This window comes from Pseudomonas sp. Pseusp21 (genome assembly GCF_059492145.1).
Genome location: NZ_CP168520.1, coordinates 5115442 through 5138246 on the forward strand (window position 1 = coordinate 5115442; position 22805 = coordinate 5138246).

Genomic DNA, 22805 nt, shown 5'->3' on the forward strand with positions numbered 1-22805 from the left:
TACGGCTATCGCAGCGCGCTGTTCTTTCTGCTCGCCGCCAATGTCACCGCATAACCGATCAATGCCGCGAACACCGACCCGGTGAGAATGCCCATCCGGTCCATCCCGGCGTATTCACTGGCGCCCGGCACGAAGGCGAGGGAGCCGACAAACAGGCTCATGGTGAAGCCGATCCCGCAGAGGATCGCCACGCCCAGCACCTGGCCCCAGTTGGCGCCTTGGGGCAGGGCGGCGATGCCGATTTTTACGGCGAGCCAGGTCAGGCCGAACACGCCGAGGGTCTTGCCCAGCAGCAGGCCGACGGCGATGCCCATCGGGACATGGTGGGTGAAGCTTTCGGCGGTCACGCCGGTCAGCGACAGGCCGGCGTTGGCGAAGGCGAACAGCGGCAGAATGCCGTAGGCGACCCACGGGTGCAGGGCGTGTTCGAGGGCCAATAGCGGCGAAGGCTCGGCATTCTTGGTGCGCAGCGGGATGCAGAACGCCAGGGTCACGCCGGCCAGCGTCGCATGGACACCGCTCTTGAGCACGCAGACCCAGAGGATCAGACCGATGATCATGTACGGCCCGAGTTTGACCACGCCGAGCCGGTTCATCGCCACCAGCGCCGCGATGCAGGCGGCCGCCAGGCCCAGCGACAGGGTCGAGAGCTCACCGGAGTAGAAGATCGCAATGATCACGATGGCACCGAGGTCATCGATGATTGCCAGGGTCATCAGGAACAGCTTCAGCGACACCGGCACGCGCTTGCCGAGCAAGGCCAGTACGCCAAGGGCGAAGGCGATGTCGGTGGCGGTCGGAATCGCCCAGCCATCCAGGGCTGCGGGATTGTCACGGTTGAGAAACCAGTAGATCAGCGCCGGCACCAGCATGCCGCCGATAGCCGCCGCGCCGGGCAGGACGATCTGCGACGGTTTCGACAGCTGGCCGTCGAGGACTTCGCGCTTCACTTCCAGGCCGATCAGCAGGAAGAACAGCGCCATCAGACCGTCGTTGATCCACAGCAGCAAGGGTTTGGCGATCTTCAACGCGCCGATCTGCGCCACCACCGGGGTGTCGAGCAGGCCGTTGTACAACCACGACAGCGGCGAGTTGTTGATGATCAGAGCCAGGATGGCTGCGGCGATCAGTAACAGACCGCTGGCAGCTTCCAACTGAAAGAAACGCGTGAAAGTGCTACGCAGAGGCAAGGTCGCTCTCCATCGATAAAGTCAAAAGGTGGCACACCCTAACCCGTACCGTTAGTTGTTAAAACAAAAGTTATATTCTTTTTTGTTATATATGATTGCAGGGCATCGGCCCCACGTGCAGGAGAGCCTAGCAGTTGCCCAAGGGATTGAAGTTCAGCTGTATCTGTCGGTGCCGTAGGTTTTTTCCTAAGCTTGGGGGCTGAGCCTGTGAAGGCACTTCTGCCCGATTCAACGAGAACGACAGCCATGAGCGACAACCGACAGTGGGCCCGCGAAGCCATCCGGATCATCGAAGCGGACTTCCAGCGCAGCGCCGACACCCACCTGATCCCCTTGCCGCTGCCGGGTTTTCCGGGCATCGAGTTGTATTTCAAGGACGAGTCCAGCCACCCGACCGGCAGCCTCAAGCATCGACTGGCCCGTTCGCTGTTTCTCTACGCCTTGTGTAACGGCTGGCTCAAGCCCGGCGCGCCGGTGATCGAGGCGTCCAGTGGTTCGACGGCGATTTCCGAAGCGTACTTCGCGCGGATGCTCGGCCTGCCGTTCATTGCGGTGATGCCGGCGACCACTTCCAAGGAAAAGATTGCGCAGATCGCCTTCTACGGTGGCCAGAGTCATCTGGTGGATGATCCGACCCAGATCTACGCCGAATCCGAACGCCTGGCCCGCGAACACGACGGTCACTTCATCGACCAGTTCACCTACGCCGAGCGCGCCACCGACTGGCGGGCAAACAACAACATCGCCGAATCGATCTTCCAGCAAATGCGCTACGAACAGCATCCATGCCCGGCCTGGCTGATCTCCAGCCCCGGCACCGGCGGCACCACCGCGACCCTCGGGCGTTACGTGCGTTATCGCCAGCACTGCACCCGCGTGCTGTGCGCTGATGCCGAGCGTTCGGTGTTCTTCGATTTTTACCAGACTGGCGACGCGAGTTTGCGTCTGGACCACGGTTCGCGGATCGAAGGCATCGGCCGGCCTCGGGTGGAGGCGTCGTTCCTGCCCAAGGTGATCGACGCGATGGTCAAGGTGCCGGATGCGTTGTCGCTGGCGGCCATGCATTACCTGGCGCAGCGTCTGGGCCGGCATGTGGGCGGGTCGAGCGGCACCAACCTGATCGGCGCGCTGATGGCGGCGCAGCAGATGAAAGCGGCGGGGGAGTCAGGCTCGATCGTGGCGATCCTGTGCGATGGCGGCGAGCGCTATGCGGACACCTATTACGATCAGGCGTGGCTCAAGGCGCAGGGCTATGAGCTGGAGGGATTGATGGCGGCTGTAGCGGCGAGTGCCGAGAGGGGTGAGGCGCTGCCGACCTCGGTTCTGCGCGCCAATATTTGATACACCCGGAACCTGATGTGGGAGCAAGCCCGCTCCCACAATTTTCCGGTGTCAGGCCTCGAGACCGAGGATGTCACGCGCCACTGCTTCCGCAATCCGAATCCCGTCAACACCCGCCGACAGAATCCCGCCCGCATAACCCGCGCCTTCACCGGCCGGGAACAGCCCTTTGACGTTCATGCTCTGCAGCGCCTCGTTACGCGTGATGCGCAGCGGTGACGAGGTGCGGGTCTCGATTCCGGTCAGCACTGCATCGTGCAGCGAATAACCGCGTATCTGCTTCTCGAACGCTGGCAGTGCTTCGCGGATCGCTTCGATGGCGAAGTCCGGCAGGGCAAGGGCCAGATCGCCCAGGGCCACGCCCGGTTTGTACGACGGTTCGACTTCGCCCAGTTCGGTCGAAGGAATGTCGTTGATGAAGTCGCCGACCAGTTGCGCCGGTGCCTTGTAGTCACTGCCGCCGAGGATGAAGGCGTGGGACTCCAGACGTTCCTGCAACTCGATCCCGGCCAGCGGGCCGCCCGGATAATCGACTTCAGGAGTGATGCCGACGACGATGCCGGAGTTTGCGTTGCGCTCATTACGCGAGTACTGGCTCATGCCGTTGGTGACCACGCGGTTCGGCTCGGAGGTCGCCGCCACCACGGTGCCGCCCGGGCACATGCAGAAGCTGTAGACCGAACGGCCGTTCCTGGCGTGGTGCACCAGTTTGTAGTCGGCGGCGCCCAACTTGGGGTGACCGGCGTACTTGCCCAGACGCGCGCGGTCGATCAGCGATTGCGGGTGCTCGATCCGGAAACCCACCGAGAACGGCTTGGCTTCCATGAACACGCCACGGCTGTGGAGCATGCGGAAGGTGTCGCGGGCACTGTGGCCGAGGGCCAGGACCACGTGTTTCGAATGCAGGATTTCGCCGCTGGCCAGCTCGACGCCGACCAGTTGGCCGTCTTCGATCAGCACGTCGGTGACGCGTTCCTGGAAGCGCACTTCACCGCCGAGGGCGCGGATTTCTTCGCGCATGGTCTCGACCATGCCGGTCAGACGGAACGTACCGATGTGCGGTTTGCTGACGTAGAGGATTTCTTCCGGCGCACCGGCCTTGACGAACTCGTGCAGGACTTTACGGCCGAGGAATTTCGGATCCTTGATCTGGCTGTACAGCTTGCCGTCGGAGAACGTGCCCGCGCCGCCTTCGCCGAACTGCACGTTGGACTCGGGGTTGAGCACGCTTTTGCGCCACAGGCCCCAGGTGTCCTTGGTGCGCTGGCGCACTTCGGTGCCGCGTTCGAGGATGATCGGCTTGAAGCCCATCTGCGCCAGCAGCAGGCCGGCGAAGATCCCGCACGGACCGAAACCGACCACGATCGGGCGCTGGCTCAGGTCGCTCGGCGCCTGGCCGACGAATTTGTAGCTGACATCCGGCGCCACGTTGACGTTACGGTCGTCGGCGAACTTGCCCAACACTTTGGCCTCGTCGCGCACTTCGAGGTCGATGGTGTAGATGAAGCACAGTTCGGAGGACTTTTTGCGCGCATCGTAGCTGCGCTTGAACAAGGTGAAGTCGAGCAGGTCATCGCTGGCAATGCCCAGGCGTTGCACGATGGCAGCGCGCAGGTCTTCGTCGGGATGGTCGATCGGCAGCTTGAGTTCGGTGATTCGTAACATGACAGGATCCGGTTCGCGGGGCGCACAACTGCGCCAGGGCGTTTGAAGGCGGCGATTATAAGCCGCATCGGCCGGATCCCGTGAGGGTAAAACGATCAGTCGTTGCGCGAGCCGCCGAAATACCCGCAACCGCGCTGTACCTGGCCGTCGATACGCAACTCGGCGCTCATGTGCTGCACGCTGCCGGTGCTGCTGTCGACGCAGCGCTGCGGCGCCACCCACAGTTCGATGCGCTGGTTGTTGGCTTCGCTGCTGAGGTTGAAGCGGCCATCGCCCAGTTGTTCTTCGACGTAAGGCACGGCGAGCGGCGGCTGGCCTTCGCGGTCGATGACCAGGCCCTTGCCGCTGACTTTTACGTTCCATTCCGGGCCATGGCCGGCGGCGCGCAGGATCAGCTGTTTGAAGTTGGGATCGTCGCAGGCGGTGCCGGAGCGTTCGACGCGATAGAGCTGGGTCAGGTCGAGGCGATCGCCGGCGATCTTCCCGCGTACGTCGGCGAACAGTTTGCCCTGCTCATCGGCCAGCGTGGCGGCCTCTTGCAGGACGCTGGTGCCGCCGATGTCATTGACTACGTATTGGCGCTGCTCGCCGCAGGCCTGGAACACCAGTTTGCCGTCGGCAGCGGTCAGTTGCCCCTGCATCCGCGTCTGGCCGACGTGGGAGGCGCTTTCCCGCGCCCCATCGAACAACTGGCACGCGGCAAACAACGGGAGCAGGGCAACAACGATCAGGGAACGGGCAACACGCATCTTCGGCTCTCCAGACAAGTGCCGCCACGTTACGCAGGCTGACCGTTCATCACAAGGGTTTAGCCCACGTGAAATGTCTGACCTGTCTGCAAGCCTTCGACACTCTTGGCGTAGGCCAATGCCACATCCGCCGCAGGAACCGGCTTGTAGCCACGGAAGTACGGGGCGTAGCTGCCCATGGCTTCGACCAGCACGGTCGGGCTGATCGAGTTCACGCGCAGACCGCGTGGCAGCTCGATGGCGGCGGCGCGCACGAAGCTGTCCAGCGCGCCGTTGACCAGTGCAGCCGAGGCGCCGCTGCGGATCGGATCGTGGCTGAGCACGCCGGTGGTGAAGGTGAACGAGGCGCCGTCGTTGGCGAATTCGCGGCCGATCAGCAGCAGATTGACCTGGCCCATCAACTTGTCTTTCAGGCCGAGGGCGAAGCTGTCTTCGGTCATGTCACCCAACGGGGCGAAGGTTACGTTGCCGGCGGCGCAGACCAGCGCGTCGAACTTGCCGGTCTGTTCGAACAGCTTGCGGATCGATGCGCTGTCGCTGATATCCACCTGCAAATCGCCGCTGCTGCGACCGATACGAATGACTTCATGACGCTGCGACAGCTCTTTGTCCACGGCCGAACCGATGGTGCCGCCCGCGCCGATCAACAGAATTTTCATCGTGATTGCCTCAAGTGATTGAACGAGGTTTCAGTCTAGAGTGGTTTTTTCTGCGGATAAGCGCACTAATGGGCAACCTTTGGTTTTCAAATGGAAACAATCCATGAGCGAGATGGATGATCTGGCGGCGTTCGCGGTGTTGATCGAGGCGGGCAGCTTTACCCTGGCGGCGCAGCAACTAGGGTGCAGCAAGGGACAGTTGTCCAAGCGCATCAGTCAGCTGGAGGCGCGGTTTTCCGTGGTGTTGCTGCAACGCACCACGCGTCGGCTGAGCCTGACAGCGGCCGGCGCGGCGTTATTGCCACAGGCTCAGGCACTTGTAGTCCAGGTGGAGCGAGCCCGTCAGGCTTTGGCGCGATTGAAGGACGACATGGCCGGCCCGGTGCGTATGACGGTTCCGGTGTCGCTGGGGGAAACCTTCTTCGACGGTCTGCTGCTGGAGTTTTCCCGGAAATACCCTGAAGTGCAGATCGAACTGGAGCTGAGCAACAGCTACCGAGACCTGTCCCGCGAAGGTTTCGATCTGGCGATCCGCACTGAAGTGGCCAATGACGAGCGACTGGTGGCCAAGCCGTTGCTGGCCTGGCAGGAAATGACCTGCGCCAGCCCTGAATATCTGGAGCGCTTTGGTGAGCCGCTGACGCCGCAGGCGCTGGCCGAACACCGTTGCCTGCTCAACAGTCACTACAGCGGTCGCGAGGAATGGCTTTATCACCAGCAGCATGAACTGCTGCGGGTGCGGGTGTCGGGGCCGTTCGCCAGCAATCACTACAACCTGTTGAAGAAAGCCGCTCTGGCTGGCGCCGGCATTGCCCGCCTGCCTTCCTATCTGCTGCAGGCGGAATTGGCTGACGGCCGATTGCGCTGGCTCCTTCGCGATTTTCAGACCCGCCGCATGCCGATGTACCTGGTGCATCCGTACCAGGGCGGGTTACCGAAACGCACCCAAGTGCTGGCGGATTATCTGATCGGCTGGTTCAAGCTCAGCGGCGAGGCGCTGGACCGGTTGTAGTGCCGGGCGATCAGGTGGTCGATCGACAGTTTGCCCGGTCCGGTGGCCATCAGGTACAGCAACACCGCCATCCAGGCGCCGTGGGTCGGGTAGGCATCCGGATACACGAACAGCTGAATGGTCAGGGTCATGCCCAGCAATGCCAACGCCGAAAAGCGCGTGGCGAAGCCGATGAGGATCAGGATCGGGAAAAAGTGTTCGGCGAACGCTGCCAGATGCGCGGCGATTTCCGGCGACAGCAGCGGCACGGGGTATTCGCTCTTGAACAGTGGAATCGTCGAGTCGGCCAGGCGCGGCCAGCCGAACTCGAAGGTGCCGTCGATCAGGTCGACGGCCAGCCCTTCGACCTTGGTCTGCCCGGATTTCCAGAACACCGCCGCGATGGAAAAACGCGCGATGAAAGCGATCGGACTGTGGGGGATTTTTTCCAGCAGCGCGATGGCGCGGACAATGAGGCTGTTCATGACGACACCTTTGGATGGAAATGAGTGATGACTTGGCGACTGATCAGCAGGGCGAGGGTCTGGCTGAGGTCGAAGGCCTCGGTGGACTCCAGTGCCCGGGTCAGTGACAGGCCGGTCTTGAGCTGGCGAATAAATTGACTGGCGCCGCGATCCACGGCGAACACCTCGACTTCCAGTCCATTGCGCAGGATCAACGCGTGTTGGGCGTGATGCAGATTGATCCCGGCCAGGGTCGCGTCGTGCTGATGCGCCGCCCAGATGTCCACCACGGCGAAGTTTGAATCGAGCAGATACAGCGAAGGGTGCAGGCCAATGCGCAGTTCATTCAGCGCATCGGCGTCTGCAAATACAGTGGCGATCCGCTCCTGACTCAGGGGCAACGCATCGGCCGCGTGATAGGCCAGCGTACGCAGGCGTTCCAGTCGCGCGACATCGGCCAGATAGGGGACGCTCAAGGCAGGTTCGAAGCTGCTGATGAAATCCGCCAGCTCACTGCCGTAGTCACTCATCAATGGACTGCGTGGCGGATGGCTTTGCACGAAAATTCCGGCCATGGCCCGGAAGAATTCGTCCCCCACCAACTGCATCACCACGGGATAACTGTCGGTCAATGCGTTGATCTGCGAACCCTGCACGTTGTTGCGGTACACCGCGAAACGGCTGGCCGGATCGGCGCCGTTGGCGCTGCACAAACCGTCGGGGCAGGGCAGGTCGATATCGAGCAACGCTGCGCTGAATGCGGCTTGAGTGTTCATGGCCGACCTCCCGCGCACAGCAACAGCTCATCGGCCTGATGCGCTTCGGCCAACAGCACCTTGAAGGCCGGCACCTGATTGTCCCGTTCGATCAGCGTCGCCACCGGGCCGGCACGTTCCAGCGCTTTTCGATACAACGACCAGACGGCTTGATCGATAGGCGCGCCGTGATCGTCAATCAGCAAGCGATCACCGAGGCTGTCGGAATCTTCGGCAAACCCCGCCAGATGAACCTCGCCTACCGCGTGCAGCGGCAGTGCATCGAGGTAAGTCAGGGGATCGCGCTGATGGTTGATGCACGAGACGTAGACATTGTTCACGTCCAGCAACAGCCCGCAGCCAGTGCGTCGGATGACTTCACGGATGAAATCGGCTTCGTCGATGGTCGAGCGCTGGAACGCCAGATAGGTCGCCGGGTTTTCCAGCAGCATCGGACGTTTGAGGGTGCTTTGTACCTGGTCGATGTGGTCGCAGACGCGGTTCAGCGTCGGCGTGTCGTAGGCCAGGGGCAACAAGTCATTGAGAAACACCGGTCCATGGCTCGACCAGGCCAGGTGTTCGGAAAAGGAGTGGGGTTGATAGCGCTCGATCAGCGCGGCCAGGCGTTTGAGGTGCTGGACATCCAGCGGGCCTTCGGCACCGATGGACAGCCCGACCCCATGCAGCGACAGCGGATACGCCTCGCGGATCAAACCCAGAAAGTGGTGAAACGGTCCGCCGGCCACCATGTAGTTTTCGGCGTGGACTTCGAAGAAACCGATGTCCGGACGTGAGTCGAGCACTTCGCTGAAGTGCTCGCTCTTGAGCCCCAGCCCGGCACGGGACGGGAGCCCGGTGAGGGCTGCCCGAGTGCGGCGCAAGGCATGGTCGCAGGATGTGATCATGATCGACACTCGGGCGGCTCCCGGATCAGGACTTGGCTTTGAACGCTTCGAGCTGACCGAAACCGGTCGGCGAGGTTTTGCTTTCAGTGGTGGTGCAGGTGCCTTTCGGGACCAGTTTCCAGGCGTTGGCCTGATGATCCATTTTCGCGGTGCCGGCACAGGTGGTGCCCGCGCCTGCGGCGCAATCGTTCTTGCCTTTCATGGCCACGCCGAAGCATTTTTCCATGTTGTCGTCAGCGGCGTGGGCGGTGGAGACGGCAGCGATGCTCAGGGCGGAACCGAGGGCAAGAACCAGGGCGGTGGCGGACAGGGTGCGGGTGGTAGCAGTCATGATGTTTCTCCGGTTTGAACTTGGGTTTGAACAAGCGATTGCGCTTGCTTGCCCCACTAGAGAAACGACTCGGCGATGCGTTACAGCGATCGGTAAAAGTTTTTTGCCGGGCACAAAAAAAACGGCCCGAAGGCCGTTTTTTGTTTGAAGCGATCGATCAACCGCCGAGGTACGCCTCGCGTACTTTCGGGTCGGTCAGCAGCGCTTCACCGGTGCCTTGCATCACCACCCGGCCGTTCTCCAGAACGTACGCACGGTCAGCGATTTTCAGCGCCTGGTTGGCGTTCTGTTCGACCAGGAACACCGTCACACCGTCCTTGCGCAGCTGTTCGATGATGTCGAAGATCTGCTGGATGATGATCGGTGCCAGGCCCAGCGACGGTTCGTCGAGCAGCAGCAGTTTCGGCTTGCTCATCAGCGCACGGCCGATGGCGAGCATTTGCTGTTCGCCGCCGGACATGGTGCCGCCGCGCTGGTTGAAGCGTTCTTTCAGGCGTGGGAAAAGTCCGAGAACCTTGTCCATCTGTTCCTGATAGTCGCCCTTGTCGGTGAAGAATCCGCCCATGGACAGGTTTTCTTCGACGGTCAGACGGGCAAACACCCGACGACCTTCCGGCACCACGGCGATGCTCTTGCGCATGATTTGCGACGAGTCCTGGCCGACCAGTTCCTCACCCATGTAGCGGATGCTGCCGCTGTGGGCCTGCGGCGAACCGCACAGCGTCATCAGCAGCGTGGACTTGCCGGCACCGTTGGCGCCGATCAGGGTCACGATCTCGCCCTGGCGGACTTCGACGTTGACGCTGTGCAGGGCCTGGATCTTGCCGTAGAAGGTGGAAACGTTTTCGAACTGCAGCATTTACGCTTCCCCCAGGTAGGCTTTGATCACTTCAGGATTGTCACGGATCTGCTCCGGCGTGCCGTCGGCCAGGGGCGTGCCCTGGTTGATTACGACGATGTGGTCGGAAATGCTCATGACCAGTTTCATGTCGTGTTCGATCAGCAGCACGGTCACGTTGTGCTCTTCACGCAGCACGCTGATCAGCGCCTTGAGGTCTTCGGTTTCCTTCGGGTTCAGGCCGGCGGCCGGTTCGTCGAGCATGAGGATCCGCGGACGGGTCATCATGCAGCGGGCGATTTCCAGACGACGCTGCTGACCGTAGGCCAGGGTGCCGGCGGGGCGGTTGGCGAACTCTTTCAGGTTGACCTTTTCCAGCCAGTACTCGGCGAACTCCATGGCCTCGCGCTCGCTCTTGCGAAACGCCGGGGTCTTGAACAGGCCGGACAGGAAGTTGGTGTTCAGGTGACGGTGCTGGGCGATCAACAGATTCTCGACCGCCGTCATGTCCTTGAACAGGCGCACGTTCTGGAAGGTGCGCACCACGCCTTTGAGGGCGATCTTGTGGCCCGGCAGGCCGTGGATCGGCTCGCCGTCCAGCAGGATGCTGCCGCCCGATGGCTGGTAGAAACCGGTCAGGCAGTTGAACACGGTGGTCTTGCCGGCGCCGTTCGGCCCGATCAGTGCCACCACCTGTTTTTCCTTCACGGTCAGGGCCACGCCGTTGACCGCCAGCAGGCCGCCGAAGCGCATGCTCAGATTTTCGACTTTCAGGATCTCGCGGCTCATTTGCGCAGCTCCATGTGAGGACGTTGCATGGGCAGCAGACCTTGAGGTCGCCAGATCATCATCAGCACCATCAGGGCGCCGAACATCAACATGCGGTACTCACTGAACTCACGCATCATTTCCGGCAGCAGGATCATCACCACGGCCGCGAGAATCACGCCCAGCTGCGAGCCCATGCCACCCAGCACCACGATGGCGAGGATGATCGCGGACTCGATGAAGGTGAACGATTCCGGCGTCACCAGACCCTGACGGGCGGCGAAGAAGCTGCCGGCGAAACCGGCGAAGCTCGCGCCCAGGGTGAACGCCGAGAGCTTGATCACGGTCGGGTTGAGACCCAGCGCGCGGCAGGCGATCTCATCTTCACGCAGCGCTTCCCACGCACGGCCGATCGGCATGCGCAGCAGGCGGTTGATGATGAACAGCGCAGCCAGCGCCAGCAGCAGAGCAACCAGGTAGAGGAAGATCACCTTGTTGATCGAGTTGTATTCCAGGCCGAAATACTCGTGGAAGGTTTGCAGGCCTTCCGCAGCCTTGCGCTCGAAGGTCAGGCCGAAGAACGTCGGTTTCTCGATGTTGCTGATGCCGTTCGGGCCGCCGGTGATGTCGGTCAGGTTACGCAGGAACAGGCGGATGATTTCCCCGAAACCGAGGGTCACGATCGCCAGGTAGTCGCCGCGCAGACGCAACACCGGGAAGCCGAGCAGGAAGCCGAACGTCGCCGCCATCAGACCGGCAATCGGCAGGCAGATCCAGAAGCTCAGGCCGTAGTAGTGCGACAGCAGCGCGTAGCTGTAGGCGCCGACGGCGTAGAAACCGACGTAACCCAGGTCGAGCAGACCGGCCAGACCGACCACGATGTTCAGGCCCAGGCCGAGCATCACGTAGATCAGGATCAGCGTCGCGATGTCCACCGCGCCACGGGAGCCGAAGAACGGCCACACCAGCGCACCGATGATCAGCGCGATGATGAAGTAGCGCTGGGTGGAAGGCAGGGTCAGGAAGTTGCTGGCCTTGGCCGGGATCAGCGGCATGCCCGGCGAAGAACGCCACGCCTTGCTGATCTGCTGGTTGAACAGCACTCGCAGGAACATCAGCACCGAGCAGATGGCGATGGTCGCCAGAATGGCCGGGCTGGTGTTGTGCACTTCCAGGTTGATGCCGACGATGGTCAGTTTCAGACCCAGTACCGGATAGGCCACGGCCCAGACCAGCAAGGCGCTGAACAGCGCCTGTTTAAGATTCCTAGTCATACTTTCTCAACCTCCGGACGGCCCAGAATGCCGGTCGGACGGAACAACAGCACCAGAACCAACAAGCCGAAAGCCACGACGTCCTTGTACTGGTCGCCGAAGATATCGGCGCCAAAGGCCTCCGCCACCCCGAGCACCAGCCCGCCGAGCATGGCGCCGGGGATGCTGCCGATTCCGCCCAGTACCGCGGCGGTGAAGGCCTTGAGGCCGACCAGGAAACCGGCGTTCGGGTTGATCACGCCGTATTGCATGCTCAGCAGCACGGCCGCGACGGCCGCCAGCGCAGCACCGATGACGAAGGTCAGGGCGATGATGTTGTTGGTGTTGATGCCCAGCAGGTTGGCCATCTTGATGTCTTCGGCGCAGGCGCGGCAGGCGCGGCCCAGGCGAGAGCGGGAGATGAACAGCGTGAGGCCGAGCATGGCGATCAGGGTCACCACGAACACCACGATTTGCATGTAGGAAATCAGCACTTCATGTGCGCCACCCGGGCCGAAGGCGAAGTTGCCCGGAATCAGGTTGGGGATTGCTTTGTCCTTGGAGTCTTGCGCCAGCAGAACCGTGTTCTGCAGGAAGATCGACATACCGATCGCGGAAATCAGCGGGATCAGACGGTTGCTGCCGCGCAACGGGCGGTAGGCAATGCGTTCGATGCTGTAACCGTAGGAACTGGTGACGACGATGCTGGCGATGAACGCCACGGTCATCAACAGCGGGACGCTTTCGAGTCCCATCATGGTCAGCCCGGCGATGGCGATGAACGCCACGTAGGAACCGATCATGTACACCTCGCCGTGGGCGAAGTTGATCATTCCAATGATGCCGTAGACCATCGTGTAGCCGATGGCGATCAGGGCATACATGCTGCCAACGTTCAAGCCGTTAACCAGCTGTTGGAAGAAGTGATAGATGTCAGGCATTACAGCGCTCCTAAAAACCTGATACGCATTTCACTGGTGGAGTCATTTTCCCGCCCGGTCCCGTGGATCTTTATCCACTTCGAATCCGGGTTTTGCCAGCGAACCGCTGATGACGGTTTTGAGATTTTCAGGTGGGGAGACTGGCGGATCACGCCAGCGCGGCCCAATACATTCGTAAAACAAAGCCCACGGCACGCCGTGGGCTTTATTGGCAGTCAGTCAGGCAGCGCCTTACTGAGGCGACACTTCGGTTTTAGGTTTGCCGTTGTGCCACTCGTAAACCACGAATTTGAAGTCCTTCAGGTCGCCCTTGTCGTCGAAGCTCAGGTCGCCGGTAGGTGTCTTGAACGTGCCTTTGTGGATGGCTTCAGCCACTTTGGCAGCATCTTCGGACTTGGCAGCCTTGATACCTTCGGCAATCACTTCAACGGCCGAGTAGGACGGGAACACGAACGGACCGCTCGGGTCTTCTTTCTTGGCCTTGAATGCATCGGCCAGGGCCACGTTGGCCGGATCCTGGTCGAAGGACTTCGGCAGGGTCACCAGCAGGCCTTCGGACGCGTCCTTGGCGATCTGGGTGATCGAGTCGTTACCCACGCCTTCCGGACCCATGAACCTGGCTTTCAGGCCTTTTTCCTGGGCTTGACGCAGGATCAGGCCCAGCTCCGGGTGGTAGCCGCCGTAGTAGACGAAGTCGACGTTGGCTTGCTTGAGCTTGGCGATGATCGCGGAGAAGTCCTTGTCGCCGGCGTTGACGCCTTCGAACACGGCAACCTTGGTGCCTTTCTTCTCGAGGGTGGATTTGACGGCGGTGGCGATGCCTTCACCGTACTGCTGCTTGTCGTGCAGCACGCCGACGATTTTCGGCTTCACGTGATCGGCAATGTAGTTACCGGCGGCAGGGCCCTGGGCGCTGTCCAGACCGATGGTGCGGAAGACCATTTTGTAACCACGGTTGGTGATGTCCGGGCTGGTGGCAGCCGGGGTGATCATGATCACGCCTTCGTCTTCGTAGATGTCCGAAGCAGGCTGGGTGGAGCTGGAGCACAGGTGACCGACCACGAACTTGACGCCGTCGTTGACGACCTTGTTCGCGACCGCTACCGCTTGTTTTGGATCGCAGGCGTCATCGTATTCAACTGCTTCGAGCTTCTTGCCGTCGACGCCGCCCTTGGCGTTGATCTGTTCGATGGCCATTTTCGCGCCACTGAACTGCATGTCGCCGTACTGGGCTACTGGACCGGTTTTAGGGCCGGCGATACCGATCTTGATGGTGTCAGCTGCGAACGAATGGCTGGCAACCCCGGCCAGAACCATAGCGGCAAACAGTTTGGAAATCTGCTTAGTAGCCTTAGTCATAGTGCTCCACTCTTACTGTTGTATTTTTTTAGAGTCCTGACGCCGTAGCAGCAGAACCGGGACAGATATCTGGGCGATACCCTCCGGAAAAGCCCCCGGCAACTGTACCGGTACAGTGTAGAGCGCCGGTTGTTGGCCTGGGAAGCTGGCGCCAGGGGGCAAAACCTGAGGGTGTCGCTTTAGTGAAAGAAAAAGACAGAATTGCGGCGGGACGTTCAGAGGGCTTATGCCCCAATCATCAGCATTCCTTGGCGTTCCTGCTCTTTTCGTTCGGTACGGCCTTTTGCAACCGGGTTTTTCTGCCGGACCACCGACGTTATCATTCGCGCCGATTTCTTTTCCGGACAGTCCCATGAATCAAGAACCTAGCACCCTCTATGCCAAGCTGCTTGGTGAAACCGCATCTATTACCTGGAAAGAGTTGGAGCGCTTCTATGCCCAGGGTGCCCTATTGTGGGTCGACGCCGGCCTGGATTTGATCGCGGTCGCCGAGGCCGTGGCGTCGGATCAGGGCGAGAAAGTCGCTGCCTGGCTGGCCGAAGACAAGGTCGCCAAGCTGTCTGAAACGCGGGCGCTGGATATCTTCGAGCGTGATCCCGAGATGTGGGCGGTGGTAGTCCGGCCGTGGATCCTGATCCAGGAAAGGGCAGCGACCTGACGGGTTGCACCTTGTTGGTGCGAGCGCTGAACGGCAAAAAGTGTGTAGCGGAGTAGCGTGATGGCCGATTGCCGTAGAGAAATGCCACAGGCGGGGGTGGCATAACGGTGACGTAAACGTAACGGGCACAGTTCAGTGAGCAGCCTGACGGCTGCTTAATTGTTTCGGGATGTTGGAAAAACTGAATAAACCGGGAATTTGAGCGCCTTATCGCGAGCAGGCTCGCTCCCACAGGAAATGCATTCCATTGTGGGAGCGAGCCTGCTCGCGATGGGGGCGCCTCGATCTGGTGTCAGACCGAGTAAGACTTGCCAGTATGGTTATTAAGGGAAATAACCTTGGTCTTGCCGATCCGGTGACGGTAGATCTCACGCAGGTACTTGATCGACTTCTTCACGCAATCGCGCGACAGGCGAATGTCATTGATCGAGACAAACTTCTCTTTGTCGTTGATCAGTTCGCGGTACTTCTTCTCATACATCGGCTTGATCGCGTACCAGTTGGTATCGAGGATCTTCGCCGGGTTCTCGAATTCGTTGAGCAGGTCGTCGATGCGGTCCTCATCGAACTCTTCCTGAATGATGAAATCGAGGATCGAATTGTCCAAGGTCTCGTCGAATCGGTACGGGGTCTTGGCGAAGCAACGCTTGATGAACGCCACGATCAGCGTCAGGAAGTCGTCCGACAGGCACGGACTCTTGGCGATAAGGGTGGTCAGCGACAAGTTGGCGGACGCACCGATCACCAGCGCATAACGCTTGAGCGTGGTGTTGGGGAACAGGCTGTTGAGGTGAGTCTTCAACCGGTTCAGGTCCATGTACGACAGCTTGTAGTCTTTCGGCAGCGAAACGATCGAGACCACCGACGAGCAGTTCTTGAAGAAGTGCAGGTCGTGCAGCGCGGCCGCGTCGTAACCGGAATTCTTGTACTGCTCAAGCGAGGCGCGATAACGCTTGGACTCGATCGGCAACAGGCTGATGCCTTCGATGGCCTGGGTCACTTTATTGAAGTGCGGCAGGTCGATCGAGCGGAAGAACAGGTCGTCGATGTTCAGGCGCTGCGGCTCTTTGTCGAACACCTTGAACTTGTCGCTGCTCGGCGGCGGGGTTTCCGGCACCACGGATTCGGCGTAGGCAATCGCCACCGGGCCGGCCAGACTCATGAACAGGTCGTTGGCGTCCAGGCGAATGGTCTCGCCGATGTCGATGCCGGCGCGACGGAAATAGTTCTGGTCGTAGTCGGTCGTGACCGCCTGGGCCGTCAGAATGTTGAAGATCTGCTGCGAGATGTATTGGTTGGCGTGCTTCTCCATCGCATTGACATCAATGTTCTGGATGTTGCCGTCATCGCTCTCTTCGGCGTAACGCATGATGTCGTTGGAAATCAGCATCATCGCGTTCCATGGGCGGATACGGCCCATGACGCTGGCTTCGCTGCTGTCTTCGTTGGCGAAGTTGTACGAGAAATCCCATTCTTCCGAGAGGTATTTGCACAGCAGACGACCGGCGTTGATGTGCAGCGCCTCGGACATTTCGCTGCGGTGATCGGAAATGTTCGGCAGCACGCAGATGCCGCTGGTGAAGATCGGTTCGAACACGAAGGAATGACCGCTCTTGCCGTCATGCTCGTCCATCGGCTTGGTGTCGAACGTCTTGTTCATGTACGAGTGCTGCTGGGCCAGGCCGAATTCCGAGGCCATGCCCGAACCGGTACCACCGCCGGCACTGAAGATCGAGAAATACAGGCGCGACTGGTTGGCCTTGATGCCGCAGCTGTCGATCAGGTACGAGTGGATCATTTTCCAGTCGGGGCTGGAGAAACGCTGGGTGTCCTTGTTGAGGATGATCTTCGCCAGGTACTGGCCGAGGATCGGCGCGTTACCGGCGCCACCGGCGTGGACTTCGGACAAGTCCATGATCTTCATCTTGCTGTAGTCGCGCAGGAAGCCGCTTTTTTCGCCCTTGCGCGAGAAACGGATACGCCCGGCAATGTCCTTGTCGAGGTCGCCGAGCATCACCAGCGGCTCCACCAGGAACACCGGTTTGGTCGACTTGTTCGGGCCGATCCGCAGGTTCTGCTTGATCCACTGGGCCGGGCTGTAGCCCTTGTCGGCCAAGCGACGATCGCTTGAGGGGCGATCCTCGTTGTTGAATTCGTTGAGGTAGAACTTGCGCGCGTTGTACACCAGCTCCGCCACGTCGAGGGCGATGTTGGAGCCGCAGCGACCGAGGCCGATCAGGCACACCGAGGGGAATTCCTGATCGTTGTGCTGTTCGTTGTCGCCTTCCAGGTGCGGCGGGCGCGGGAACACCAGGTCACGCAGGCCATCGAGGTTGTCGAGGATGCGGTCGGTGTTGGTTTCGGTGAAGTACAGGTATTGCTGGGTGCCCAGCGGGCGCGAGGGGGGCAATGGCTTCATCGGGGCAGGGCTGTTCGCCGCAGGGCTCAGAGTCAGATCGGATACCGCAGTGGCCGGATTGTTTTTAGAAGTCATTGAGCGCCATCTACCTGGACTGGTTGGTTCAACGACCGCTGTCGTCGAACCTCACGGAATGGGAATCTCGCGTCTTTTTTCTGCGCGTGTTTGGCCCGTGCGTCAGGGGTCTGGCCTGAGTGTCGCGCGGGGGAATCCTTTCCTGATTGATGATGGATCGGCCATTATTCGGCGATCTTTAATCAAAAGGAGGCTAAATGATGTCAACGCGACCTTCGTTGGGTTTTGCCGGAATCGGCCTGATGGGCCTGCCGATGTGCCGCCGTCTGCTGGCCGCCGGTTACCCGCTGACGGTGTGGAACCGCAACCCGGCCAAGTGCGCGCCGCTGGTCGAGGCCGGCGCCCGGCAGGTGGCGACGCCCGCTGAGCTCTGTGAGCAGGCTGACGTGGTGATGCTGTGCCTGGCCGACACGGCGGTGGTGCGCGAAGTGGTGTTCGGTCCGGCCGGCGTGGCTGAGGGGGCGAAACCCGGTCAGTTGCTGGTGGATTTTTCCAGCCTTGAACCGACGGCCACCCGTGAAATGGCCGCCGAACTGGCCGACAAGGCAGGCATGGCCTGGCTCGATTCGCCGGTGTCCGGCGGGGTGGTCGGGGCCGAGGCCGGCAGCCTGGCGATCATGGTGGGCGGTGATGCAGCGGATCTTGATCGCGTACGACCGGTATTGCTCGAACTCGGGCAGCGCGTCACGCACATGGGTGGCGTCGGCGCCGGTCAGGTGACCAAGGCCTGCAATCAGATGATCGTCGCCTGCAACGCTTTGGTGATCGCCGAAGTGGTGGCGCTGGCCGAGCAGGCCGGGGTCGATGCCAACCTGATTGCCGAAGCGCTGGCCGGTGGTTTTGCCGATTCGAAACCGTTGCAGATCCTCGCCCCGCAAATGGCCGAAAGCCGTTTCGAACCGGTGAAGTGGCACGTGCGCACGCTGCTCAAGGATCTGGATACCGCGGTGAAATTTTCCCGGGAAACCGGCTCGGCCACACCGATCAGCGGATTGGCCGCACAACTGATGCGCCTGCATGGGGCACAAGGTTTTTTGCAGAAGGATCCAGCGACACTGGTGCAAATGTACCGCGCGCCAGACTCAGCGGATTGAGCACGTGCGCGTGTTTGCGCTGGTTGATTTCCTCCAGTACCGGGCGCAGTTCGGCCAGTGGCACCGGGCGGCTGAGCAGGTAGCCCTGAATGAAGTCGCAGCCCGAGCGCTCGAGGAATTCGTATTGCTCCAGGCTTTCGACGCCTTCGGTGACCACCTGCAAATGCAGGGTGTGCGCCATGACGATGATCGCCTGGACGATCTCCATGTCGGCGGTGGCCTTGGGAATATCGAGGATGAACGAGCGGTCGACCTTCAGGGTGTTGAGCGGCAGGCGCTTGAGATAGGCCAGCGACGAATAGCCGGTGCCGAAGTCGTCGATCGACAATGACACGCCGAGGGCGCGGATCTGCCGCAGCAGCACCAGGGTGTTGGCGATGTTGCCCATCAAGGCGTTTTCGGTGACCTCCAGTTCCAGCCGTTCCGGGGCGACCCCGGCGCTGCGCAAGGCGTGCTCGATTTCATTGGCCAGCTCTTCCCGGGCCAGATTCAGCGGTGAGCAGTTCCAGGCGATCTTCAGCTCTTCACAGCCATGGCGCGACAGCTCGCCGAGATCTTCACAGGCCTTGCGCAGGACCCAGTTGTCGAGCTCGGCAATCAGGCCGTTGTTTTCGGCGATGGCAATGAAGCGATCCGGGGTGAGCAGGCCGTGTACCGGATGCTGCCAGCGGATCAGCGCTTCGAGCTTGGTGACCTTGCCGGTCTTGAGTTCGAAGATCGGCTGGTAATACAGCAACAGACCGTTCTCCTGACGCAGCGCGTGGCGCAGTTCTTCCTCCAGTTGCAGTTCGAGGCTGGCGCGGTTTTTCAGGTTGGAATCGAAAAAGTGCACGCCGTTGCGCCCGGCGCCTTTGGACTGGTACAGCGCCAGATCCGCATGCTTGAGCAGTTCATCGCAGGTCGAGCCGTCCTCGGGAAACAGGCTGATGCCGATGCTGGTGGTCATCACCATGCGTCGTCCGGCCAGTTCGATCGGTTCTTTCATCTTGAGCATGATGCGCTGGGCCAGATTGCGCGCTTCTTCGCGGTCGCGCAGGCCGATGAGGATGCAGAACTCGTCGCCGCCGAATCGCGCCACCACGTCTTCATGGCTGCGCACCGAGCCCTTGATGTGCTGGGCGATGACCTTCAGCAGTTCGTCGCCGGCGTCATGGCCGAGGCTGTCGTTGATGCGTTTGAAGTGGTCGATGTCGAGGAACATCACCGCGAGCATGCCGCCTTCGCTGGTTTTCTGGCTGAGTTTTTCAGCGAAGATCTGATTGAAGCCGCGCCGGTTGATCAGGTTGGTCAGGGCGTCATAGTTGGCCACGTGCTGCAGCGACATGCGCGCCTGATCGAGCTGGCTGAGCAGAGCGTTGACCCGGCGCAGATCGTGTTCCTTGTTCTGCAGCTTCTTGTCGGCCAGCGCGGCGCTGATCGCGCTGCCCAGGATCAGCAACGTGATCAGGGCGACGGTGAGGCCCAACTGCAAGTGACTGGATTGCGACGCCAGGGTCGGCAATTGCCCCTCGGGCAGCACCAGTTGCAGCGCTGCCATGCCGGTGAAATGCATGCTGAGGATGCCGGCGCCGAGAATCAGCGCGGCCAGGTATTTGAGCATCTGGATGTGCAGGCCACTGCCTTCGCGCAAGTTGCCGGCGACCCACAACGCCGCGAAGCTGGCGCCGATGGCGATCACGATCGACGACAGGAACAGGGTGGGCTCGTAGTAGGCCGTGGCGGCGGATTCGATGGCGGCCATGCCGACGTAGTGCATGCCGGCGATGCCGAGGCCGATGACGATGGCGGTCTTGAGGTACTGCAGCAGACTCGGCTGCGGATGGCTGAGGGTGTGCATGGCCAGCCAGGACGCCAGTAACGCGATCACCAGGGAAAACAGGGTCACGGGCAGATCGTACTGAATGTCGATCGGCGCCTGGAACGCCAGCATGCTGATGAAGTGCATGGCCCAGATCCCGCCGGCCAGGCAGGTCGCGCCGATCCAGCGCCACAGTCGCTGCGAACCGGGTTCTTCAGCGTGGGCGACCCGTTCGGCCATGTCGAGGGTGGCAAAACTCGCGGCGCAGGCGACCAGGTAGGCCACCAGCACCAACAGGGGATTGTGTGTGCAATTGAGGATGACCTGCCCGCTCTCCGGCTGCTCGGCAACAAATTGCAAACCAAGCCACTCCATAGCATGCCCCGTCTCTGAATACGTCCTTACTGCGTCATCAACGCAGGCGAATGTTTGCAGTATAGAGGCGGTTTTTGCCGTGCAAGCGGTAGTGGCACATTGGCGCTAATGATTTCGGCATTAGCGTCATAGCGTTTGGCACTAAGCGTTGAAAGGCCTGGACTCAGGCGACTTCGTTCCAGTGCGGTTGCAGCGGCGGCAGGCCGAACCGGGCACGTGCCTTGTCGCAGTCGGTATTCTGTTCGCCGTTTTCCCACGACGCTTCGAACTCCCGGCAGGGGCTGGAACGCTTGTCGTAGATCGTGCAACTCACGGCTGTTCCGACTTCGCCTTCCAGCGCGGTGCAGCGCGGCGCCTTGCGGTCGGTGCCGATCATCGCGACCCGGCTGGGCGTGATCTGGGTGACCAGTTCATCGGGCACGGTCCCGCCGGAGGATGCGCATTCACCCCAGAAAAATGACACACGAAAATGGGAACAGCAGGCACCGCAATTCAGACACGGACTGACTTCGGACATGGGCGGGATATCAAAGGGGTTGATCGGCAGGATCCGGACGGATCCGGCGGCCATTCTAGGCTTCGCCACGGCGTTGGGAAGGGGGGCGTGAAAGTATTTTTTCATTGCCGGATTTTTCTGCAAAACCCCCGTTTTTCGGGGGATTCGAAGCATTTCAAGGGCTTACGTTTCGTTACACGGCCATGGCCCGTCATCAGGCTGGCGAATGATCACAGACAGCCCCGACGAGCGTGACTAGATTGCAGGTTCCGGGCTCGATGCGTTGGCAGTGAAGCCCTCATAACAATAAAGAGACGGACCCATGCAGAACTCGACCCAAGCGGCGAATGCCTGGCGCATTCTGTTCCTGCTGTTCCTTGCCAACCTGTTCAACTTCTTCGATCGCACCATCCCGGCGATCATCATCGAGCCGATCCGCATGGAATGGCACCTCAGCGATTTTCAGCTGGGGATCGTCGGCACCGCGTTCACTCTGGTTTACGCGATTGCCGGATTACCACTGGGCCGCCTGGCCGACACCGGTTCGCGCAGCAAACTGATGGGCTGGGGCCTGGCGACCTGGAGCGCGCTGACGGCGGTCAACGGTCTGGTCGGCAGTTTCTGGAGCTTCCTGCTGGTGCGCATGGGCATCGGCATTGGTGAAGCCAGTTACGCGCCCGCCGCCAACTCGCTGATCGGCGATCTGTTCCCGGCCCATCGCCGGGCCCGGGCCATGGGCATTTTCATGCTCGGCCTGCCGCTGGGGCTGCTGCTGGCCTTCTTCACCATCGGCTGGATGGTCAAGGCGTTCGACAGCTGGCGCGCGCCGTTCTTCATCGCCGCCGTGCCGGGGCTGGTACTGGCGGTGTTCATGTTCTTCATCAAGGAACCCAAGCGCGGCGCGGCGGAAACCGTGCAGGTGTCCCAGGAGAAAGTCGACAAACCGATCCGCCGCGTCCTCGCCGTGCCGACCTTCCTGTGGCTGGTGATGGCCGGGCTGTGCTTCAACTTCGCGACCTACGCCTGCAACTCGTTCCTGGTGCCGATGCTCCAGCGTTATTTCCTGATGCCGTTGCAGGACGCGGCGGTGGCGACCGGGGTGATCGTCGGTGTGACCGGATTGATCGGCCTGACCCTCGGTGGCTGGATCGCCGACAAGATTCACCAGCGGGTGGCTAACGGGCGACTGCTGTTTGCCGCGTTCAGCCTGATCATCTCGACCCTGTGCACGGCGTGGGCGCTGCATGCCGGGCGCATCGAGATCGGGGTGTTTGTCGCTGTGTTCAGCGTTGGCTGGCTGTTCGCCTACAACTTCTACACCTGTGTGTACACGGCGATTCAGGACGTGGTTGAACCGCGACTGCGGGCCACGGCGATGGCGCTGTTCTTTGCCGGGTTGTATTTGCTCGGTGGCGGCTTGGGCCCGGTGGTGGTCGGTGGTTTGTCGGATCACTTCGCCAAGTCGGCGATGGCCTCGGCGGGCGCCGAGCAGATGACCGAAGCCTTCAAGGCCGTCGGCCTGCATGATGCGATGTACCTGATTCCGGTGGCGCTGTTCCTGACCATGGTGTTCCTGTTCCTCGCCTCGCGCTGCTTTGTGCGGGATGCGAAGCGGATGAAGGACGGGATGGTGGCGGTGGTTGAGCCGCAGAGTCAGGCCGTTACCGCTTGATGACCTGCA

Annotated in this window: 21 protein-coding genes; 5 read left to right on the top strand and 16 right to left on the bottom strand. The window is 61.1% G+C overall.

Annotated features, from left to right (window positions below; genetic code table 11):
* Positions 1-5: 5 nt before the first annotated feature.
* A complete protein-coding gene (gene nhaA, locus ACEN93_RS23215; protein WP_495610544.1) occupies positions 6-1190 on the bottom strand; it encodes a Na+/H+ antiporter NhaA in 1185 nt (394 codons plus the stop codon).
* Between the two features lie 246 nt (positions 1191-1436).
* Here nhaA and ACEN93_RS23220 point away from each other — a divergent pair, with 246 nt between their 5' ends.
* Entirely contained in the window at positions 1437-2531 is a 1095-nt protein-coding gene (locus tag ACEN93_RS23220) for a PLP-dependent cysteine synthase family protein (protein ID WP_039771378.1), read from the top strand.
* A 51-nt stretch (positions 2532-2582) separates the two neighbouring features.
* Here the strand turns inward: ACEN93_RS23220 and ACEN93_RS23225 are convergent, their stop codons facing one another.
* The 3 genes from ACEN93_RS23225 to ACEN93_RS23235 form a co-directional block, all read right to left on the bottom strand.
* Complete coding sequence (locus tag ACEN93_RS23225; RefSeq protein ID WP_085666820.1) at positions 2583-4196, bottom strand: NAD(P)/FAD-dependent oxidoreductase; 1614 nt, start codon at positions 4194-4196, stop codon at positions 2583-2585.
* Positions 4197-4291: 95 nt separating this feature from the next.
* Positions 4292-4945, bottom strand: a complete 654-nt coding sequence (locus tag ACEN93_RS23230; RefSeq protein ID WP_064593947.1) for a COG3650 family protein — start codon at positions 4943-4945, stop codon at positions 4292-4294.
* Between the two features lie 59 nt (positions 4946-5004).
* Positions 5005-5604 carry a short chain dehydrogenase gene (locus ACEN93_RS23235; protein ID WP_085666819.1) on the bottom strand — a complete coding sequence of 200 codons (600 nt, stop codon included), beginning with the start codon at positions 5602-5604 and terminating at the stop codon, positions 5005-5007.
* A 103-nt stretch (positions 5605-5707) separates the two neighbouring features.
* Here ACEN93_RS23235 and ACEN93_RS23240 point away from each other — a divergent pair, with 103 nt between their 5' ends.
* Entirely contained in the window at positions 5708-6616 is a 909-nt protein-coding gene (locus ACEN93_RS23240) for a LysR family transcriptional regulator (RefSeq protein WP_085666818.1), read from the top strand.
* Here ACEN93_RS23240 and ACEN93_RS23245 read toward each other — a convergent pair.
* From ACEN93_RS23245 to ACEN93_RS23285, 9 genes are all read right to left on the bottom strand, one after another.
* Positions 6565-7080 (bottom strand): DoxX family protein, encoded by a 516-nt coding sequence (locus tag ACEN93_RS23245; RefSeq protein WP_495610545.1) that lies wholly within the window; start codon positions 7078-7080, stop codon positions 6565-6567. The genes ACEN93_RS23240 and ACEN93_RS23245 overlap by 52 nt on opposite strands.
* Complete coding sequence (locus ACEN93_RS23250; RefSeq protein ID WP_495610546.1) at positions 7077-7835, bottom strand: HvfC/BufC N-terminal domain-containing protein; 759 nt, start codon at positions 7833-7835, stop codon at positions 7077-7079. Before ACEN93_RS23250 ends, ACEN93_RS23245 begins: the two co-directional genes overlap by 4 nt.
* Positions 7832-8719, bottom strand: a complete 888-nt coding sequence (gene bufB / locus ACEN93_RS23255) for an MNIO family bufferin maturase (protein WP_495610547.1) — start codon at positions 8717-8719, stop codon at positions 7832-7834. Before bufB ends, ACEN93_RS23250 begins: the two co-directional genes overlap by 4 nt.
* A 25-nt stretch (positions 8720-8744) precedes the next feature.
* On the bottom strand, positions 8745-9050 hold the full coding sequence (locus ACEN93_RS23260; protein ID WP_011332799.1) for a BufA1 family periplasmic bufferin-type metallophore: 306 nt from the start codon (positions 9048-9050) through the stop codon (positions 8745-8747).
* A 157-nt stretch (positions 9051-9207) separates the two neighbouring features.
* Complete coding sequence (locus ACEN93_RS23265; protein WP_003222380.1) at positions 9208-9909, bottom strand: ABC transporter ATP-binding protein; 702 nt, start codon at positions 9907-9909, stop codon at positions 9208-9210.
* Complete coding sequence (gene livG / locus ACEN93_RS23270) at positions 9910-10677, bottom strand: high-affinity branched-chain amino acid ABC transporter ATP-binding protein LivG (protein ID WP_007959160.1); 768 nt, start codon at positions 10675-10677, stop codon at positions 9910-9912. It abuts the gene before it with no gap.
* Complete coding sequence (locus ACEN93_RS23275; RefSeq protein WP_134334017.1) at positions 10674-11930, bottom strand: high-affinity branched-chain amino acid ABC transporter permease LivM; 1257 nt, start codon at positions 11928-11930, stop codon at positions 10674-10676. The genes livG and ACEN93_RS23275 overlap by 4 nt, the downstream gene beginning before the upstream one ends.
* Positions 11927-12850 carry a high-affinity branched-chain amino acid ABC transporter permease LivH gene (livH, locus tag ACEN93_RS23280; RefSeq protein ID WP_007959165.1) on the bottom strand — a complete coding sequence of 308 codons (924 nt, stop codon included), beginning with the start codon at positions 12848-12850 and terminating at the stop codon, positions 11927-11929. Before livH ends, ACEN93_RS23275 begins: the two co-directional genes overlap by 4 nt.
* A 231-nt stretch (positions 12851-13081) precedes the next feature.
* A complete protein-coding gene (locus ACEN93_RS23285; protein WP_085612372.1) occupies positions 13082-14209 on the bottom strand; it encodes a branched-chain amino acid ABC transporter substrate-binding protein in 1128 nt (375 codons plus the stop codon).
* 352 nt (positions 14210-14561) lie between these two features.
* On the opposite strand from ACEN93_RS23285, the gene ACEN93_RS23290 reads away from it, so the two are divergent.
* On the top strand, positions 14562-14867 hold the full coding sequence (locus ACEN93_RS23290; RefSeq protein WP_039771396.1) for a DUF2288 domain-containing protein: 306 nt from the start codon (positions 14562-14564) through the stop codon (positions 14865-14867).
* A gap of 292 nt (positions 14868-15159) precedes the next feature.
* Here the strand turns inward: ACEN93_RS23290 and ACEN93_RS23295 are convergent, their stop codons facing one another.
* Positions 15160-17361 carry a hypothetical protein gene (locus tag ACEN93_RS23295; RefSeq protein WP_210711112.1) on the bottom strand — a complete coding sequence of 734 codons (2202 nt, stop codon included), beginning with the start codon at positions 17359-17361 and terminating at the stop codon, positions 15160-15162.
* A gap of 197 nt (positions 17362-17558) precedes the next feature.
* On the opposite strand from ACEN93_RS23295, the gene ACEN93_RS23300 reads away from it, so the two are divergent.
* Positions 17559-18455 (top strand): NAD(P)-dependent oxidoreductase, encoded by an 897-nt coding sequence (locus ACEN93_RS23300; RefSeq protein ID WP_495610548.1) that lies wholly within the window; start codon positions 17559-17561, stop codon positions 18453-18455.
* Here the strand turns inward: ACEN93_RS23300 and ACEN93_RS23305 are convergent.
* Positions 18346-20628 carry a putative bifunctional diguanylate cyclase/phosphodiesterase gene (locus tag ACEN93_RS23305; RefSeq protein WP_285411891.1) on the bottom strand — a complete coding sequence of 761 codons (2283 nt, stop codon included), beginning with the start codon at positions 20626-20628 and terminating at the stop codon, positions 18346-18348. The genes ACEN93_RS23300 and ACEN93_RS23305 overlap by 110 nt on opposite strands.
* A 163-nt stretch (positions 20629-20791) precedes the next feature.
* On the bottom strand, positions 20792-21145 hold the full coding sequence (locus ACEN93_RS23310) for a YkgJ family cysteine cluster protein (RefSeq protein WP_039771496.1): 354 nt from the start codon (positions 21143-21145) through the stop codon (positions 20792-20794).
* Positions 21146-21446: 301 nt separating this feature from the next.
* On the opposite strand from ACEN93_RS23310, the gene ACEN93_RS23315 reads away from it, so the two are divergent.
* Entirely contained in the window at positions 21447-22796 is a 1350-nt protein-coding gene (locus ACEN93_RS23315; RefSeq protein WP_039771403.1) for a spinster family MFS transporter, read from the top strand.
* Positions 22797-22805: the final 9 nt, after the last annotated feature.

Bases quoted from the DNA above. Each gene is read 5' to 3' on its own strand.
- ACEN93_RS23220 (WP_039771378.1), top strand. From the start codon at position 1,437: ATGAGCGACAACCGACAGTGGGCCCGCGAAGCCATCCGGATCATCGAA.
- ACEN93_RS23225 (WP_085666820.1), bottom strand. From the start codon at position 4,196: ATGTTACGAATCACCGAACTCAAGCTGCCGATCGACCATCCCGACGAA.
- ACEN93_RS23230 (WP_064593947.1), bottom strand. From the start codon at position 4,945: ATGCGTGTTGCCCGTTCCCTGATCGTTGTTGCCCTGCTCCCGTTGTTT.
- ACEN93_RS23235 (WP_085666819.1), bottom strand. From the start codon at position 5,604: ATGAAAATTCTGTTGATCGGCGCGGGCGGCACCATCGGTTCGGCCGTG.
- ACEN93_RS23240 (WP_085666818.1), top strand. From the start codon at position 5,708: ATGAGCGAGATGGATGATCTGGCGGCGTTCGCGGTGTTGATCGAGGCG.
- ACEN93_RS23245 (WP_495610545.1), bottom strand. From the start codon at position 7,080: ATGAACAGCCTCATTGTCCGCGCCATCGCGCTGCTGGAAAAAATCCCC.
- ACEN93_RS23250 (WP_495610546.1), bottom strand. From the start codon at position 7,835: ATGAACACTCAAGCCGCATTCAGCGCAGCGTTGCTCGATATCGACCTG.
- bufB (WP_495610547.1), bottom strand. From the start codon at position 8,719: ATGATCACATCCTGCGACCATGCCTTGCGCCGCACTCGGGCAGCCCTC.
- ACEN93_RS23260 (WP_011332799.1), bottom strand. From the start codon at position 9,050: ATGACTGCTACCACCCGCACCCTGTCCGCCACCGCCCTGGTTCTTGCC.
- ACEN93_RS23265 (WP_003222380.1), bottom strand. From the start codon at position 9,909: ATGCTGCAGTTCGAAAACGTTTCCACCTTCTACGGCAAGATCCAGGCC.
- livG (WP_007959160.1), bottom strand. From the start codon at position 10,677: ATGAGCCGCGAGATCCTGAAAGTCGAAAATCTGAGCATGCGCTTCGGC.
- ACEN93_RS23275 (WP_134334017.1), bottom strand. From the start codon at position 11,930: ATGACTAGGAATCTTAAACAGGCGCTGTTCAGCGCCTTGCTGGTCTGG.
- livH (WP_007959165.1), bottom strand. From the start codon at position 12,850: ATGCCTGACATCTATCACTTCTTCCAACAGCTGGTTAACGGCTTGAAC.
- ACEN93_RS23285 (WP_085612372.1), bottom strand. From the start codon at position 14,209: ATGACTAAGGCTACTAAGCAGATTTCCAAACTGTTTGCCGCTATGGTT.
- ACEN93_RS23290 (WP_039771396.1), top strand. From the start codon at position 14,562: ATGAATCAAGAACCTAGCACCCTCTATGCCAAGCTGCTTGGTGAAACC.
- ACEN93_RS23295 (WP_210711112.1), bottom strand. From the start codon at position 17,361: ATGACTTCTAAAAACAATCCGGCCACTGCGGTATCCGATCTGACTCTG.
- ACEN93_RS23300 (WP_495610548.1), top strand. From the start codon at position 17,559: ATGATGTCAACGCGACCTTCGTTGGGTTTTGCCGGAATCGGCCTGATG.
- ACEN93_RS23305 (WP_285411891.1), bottom strand. From the start codon at position 20,628: ATGGAGTGGCTTGGTTTGCAATTTGTTGCCGAGCAGCCGGAGAGCGGG.
- ACEN93_RS23310 (WP_039771496.1), bottom strand. From the start codon at position 21,145: ATGTCCGAAGTCAGTCCGTGTCTGAATTGCGGTGCCTGCTGTTCCCAT.
- ACEN93_RS23315 (WP_039771403.1), top strand. From the start codon at position 21,447: ATGCAGAACTCGACCCAAGCGGCGAATGCCTGGCGCATTCTGTTCCTG.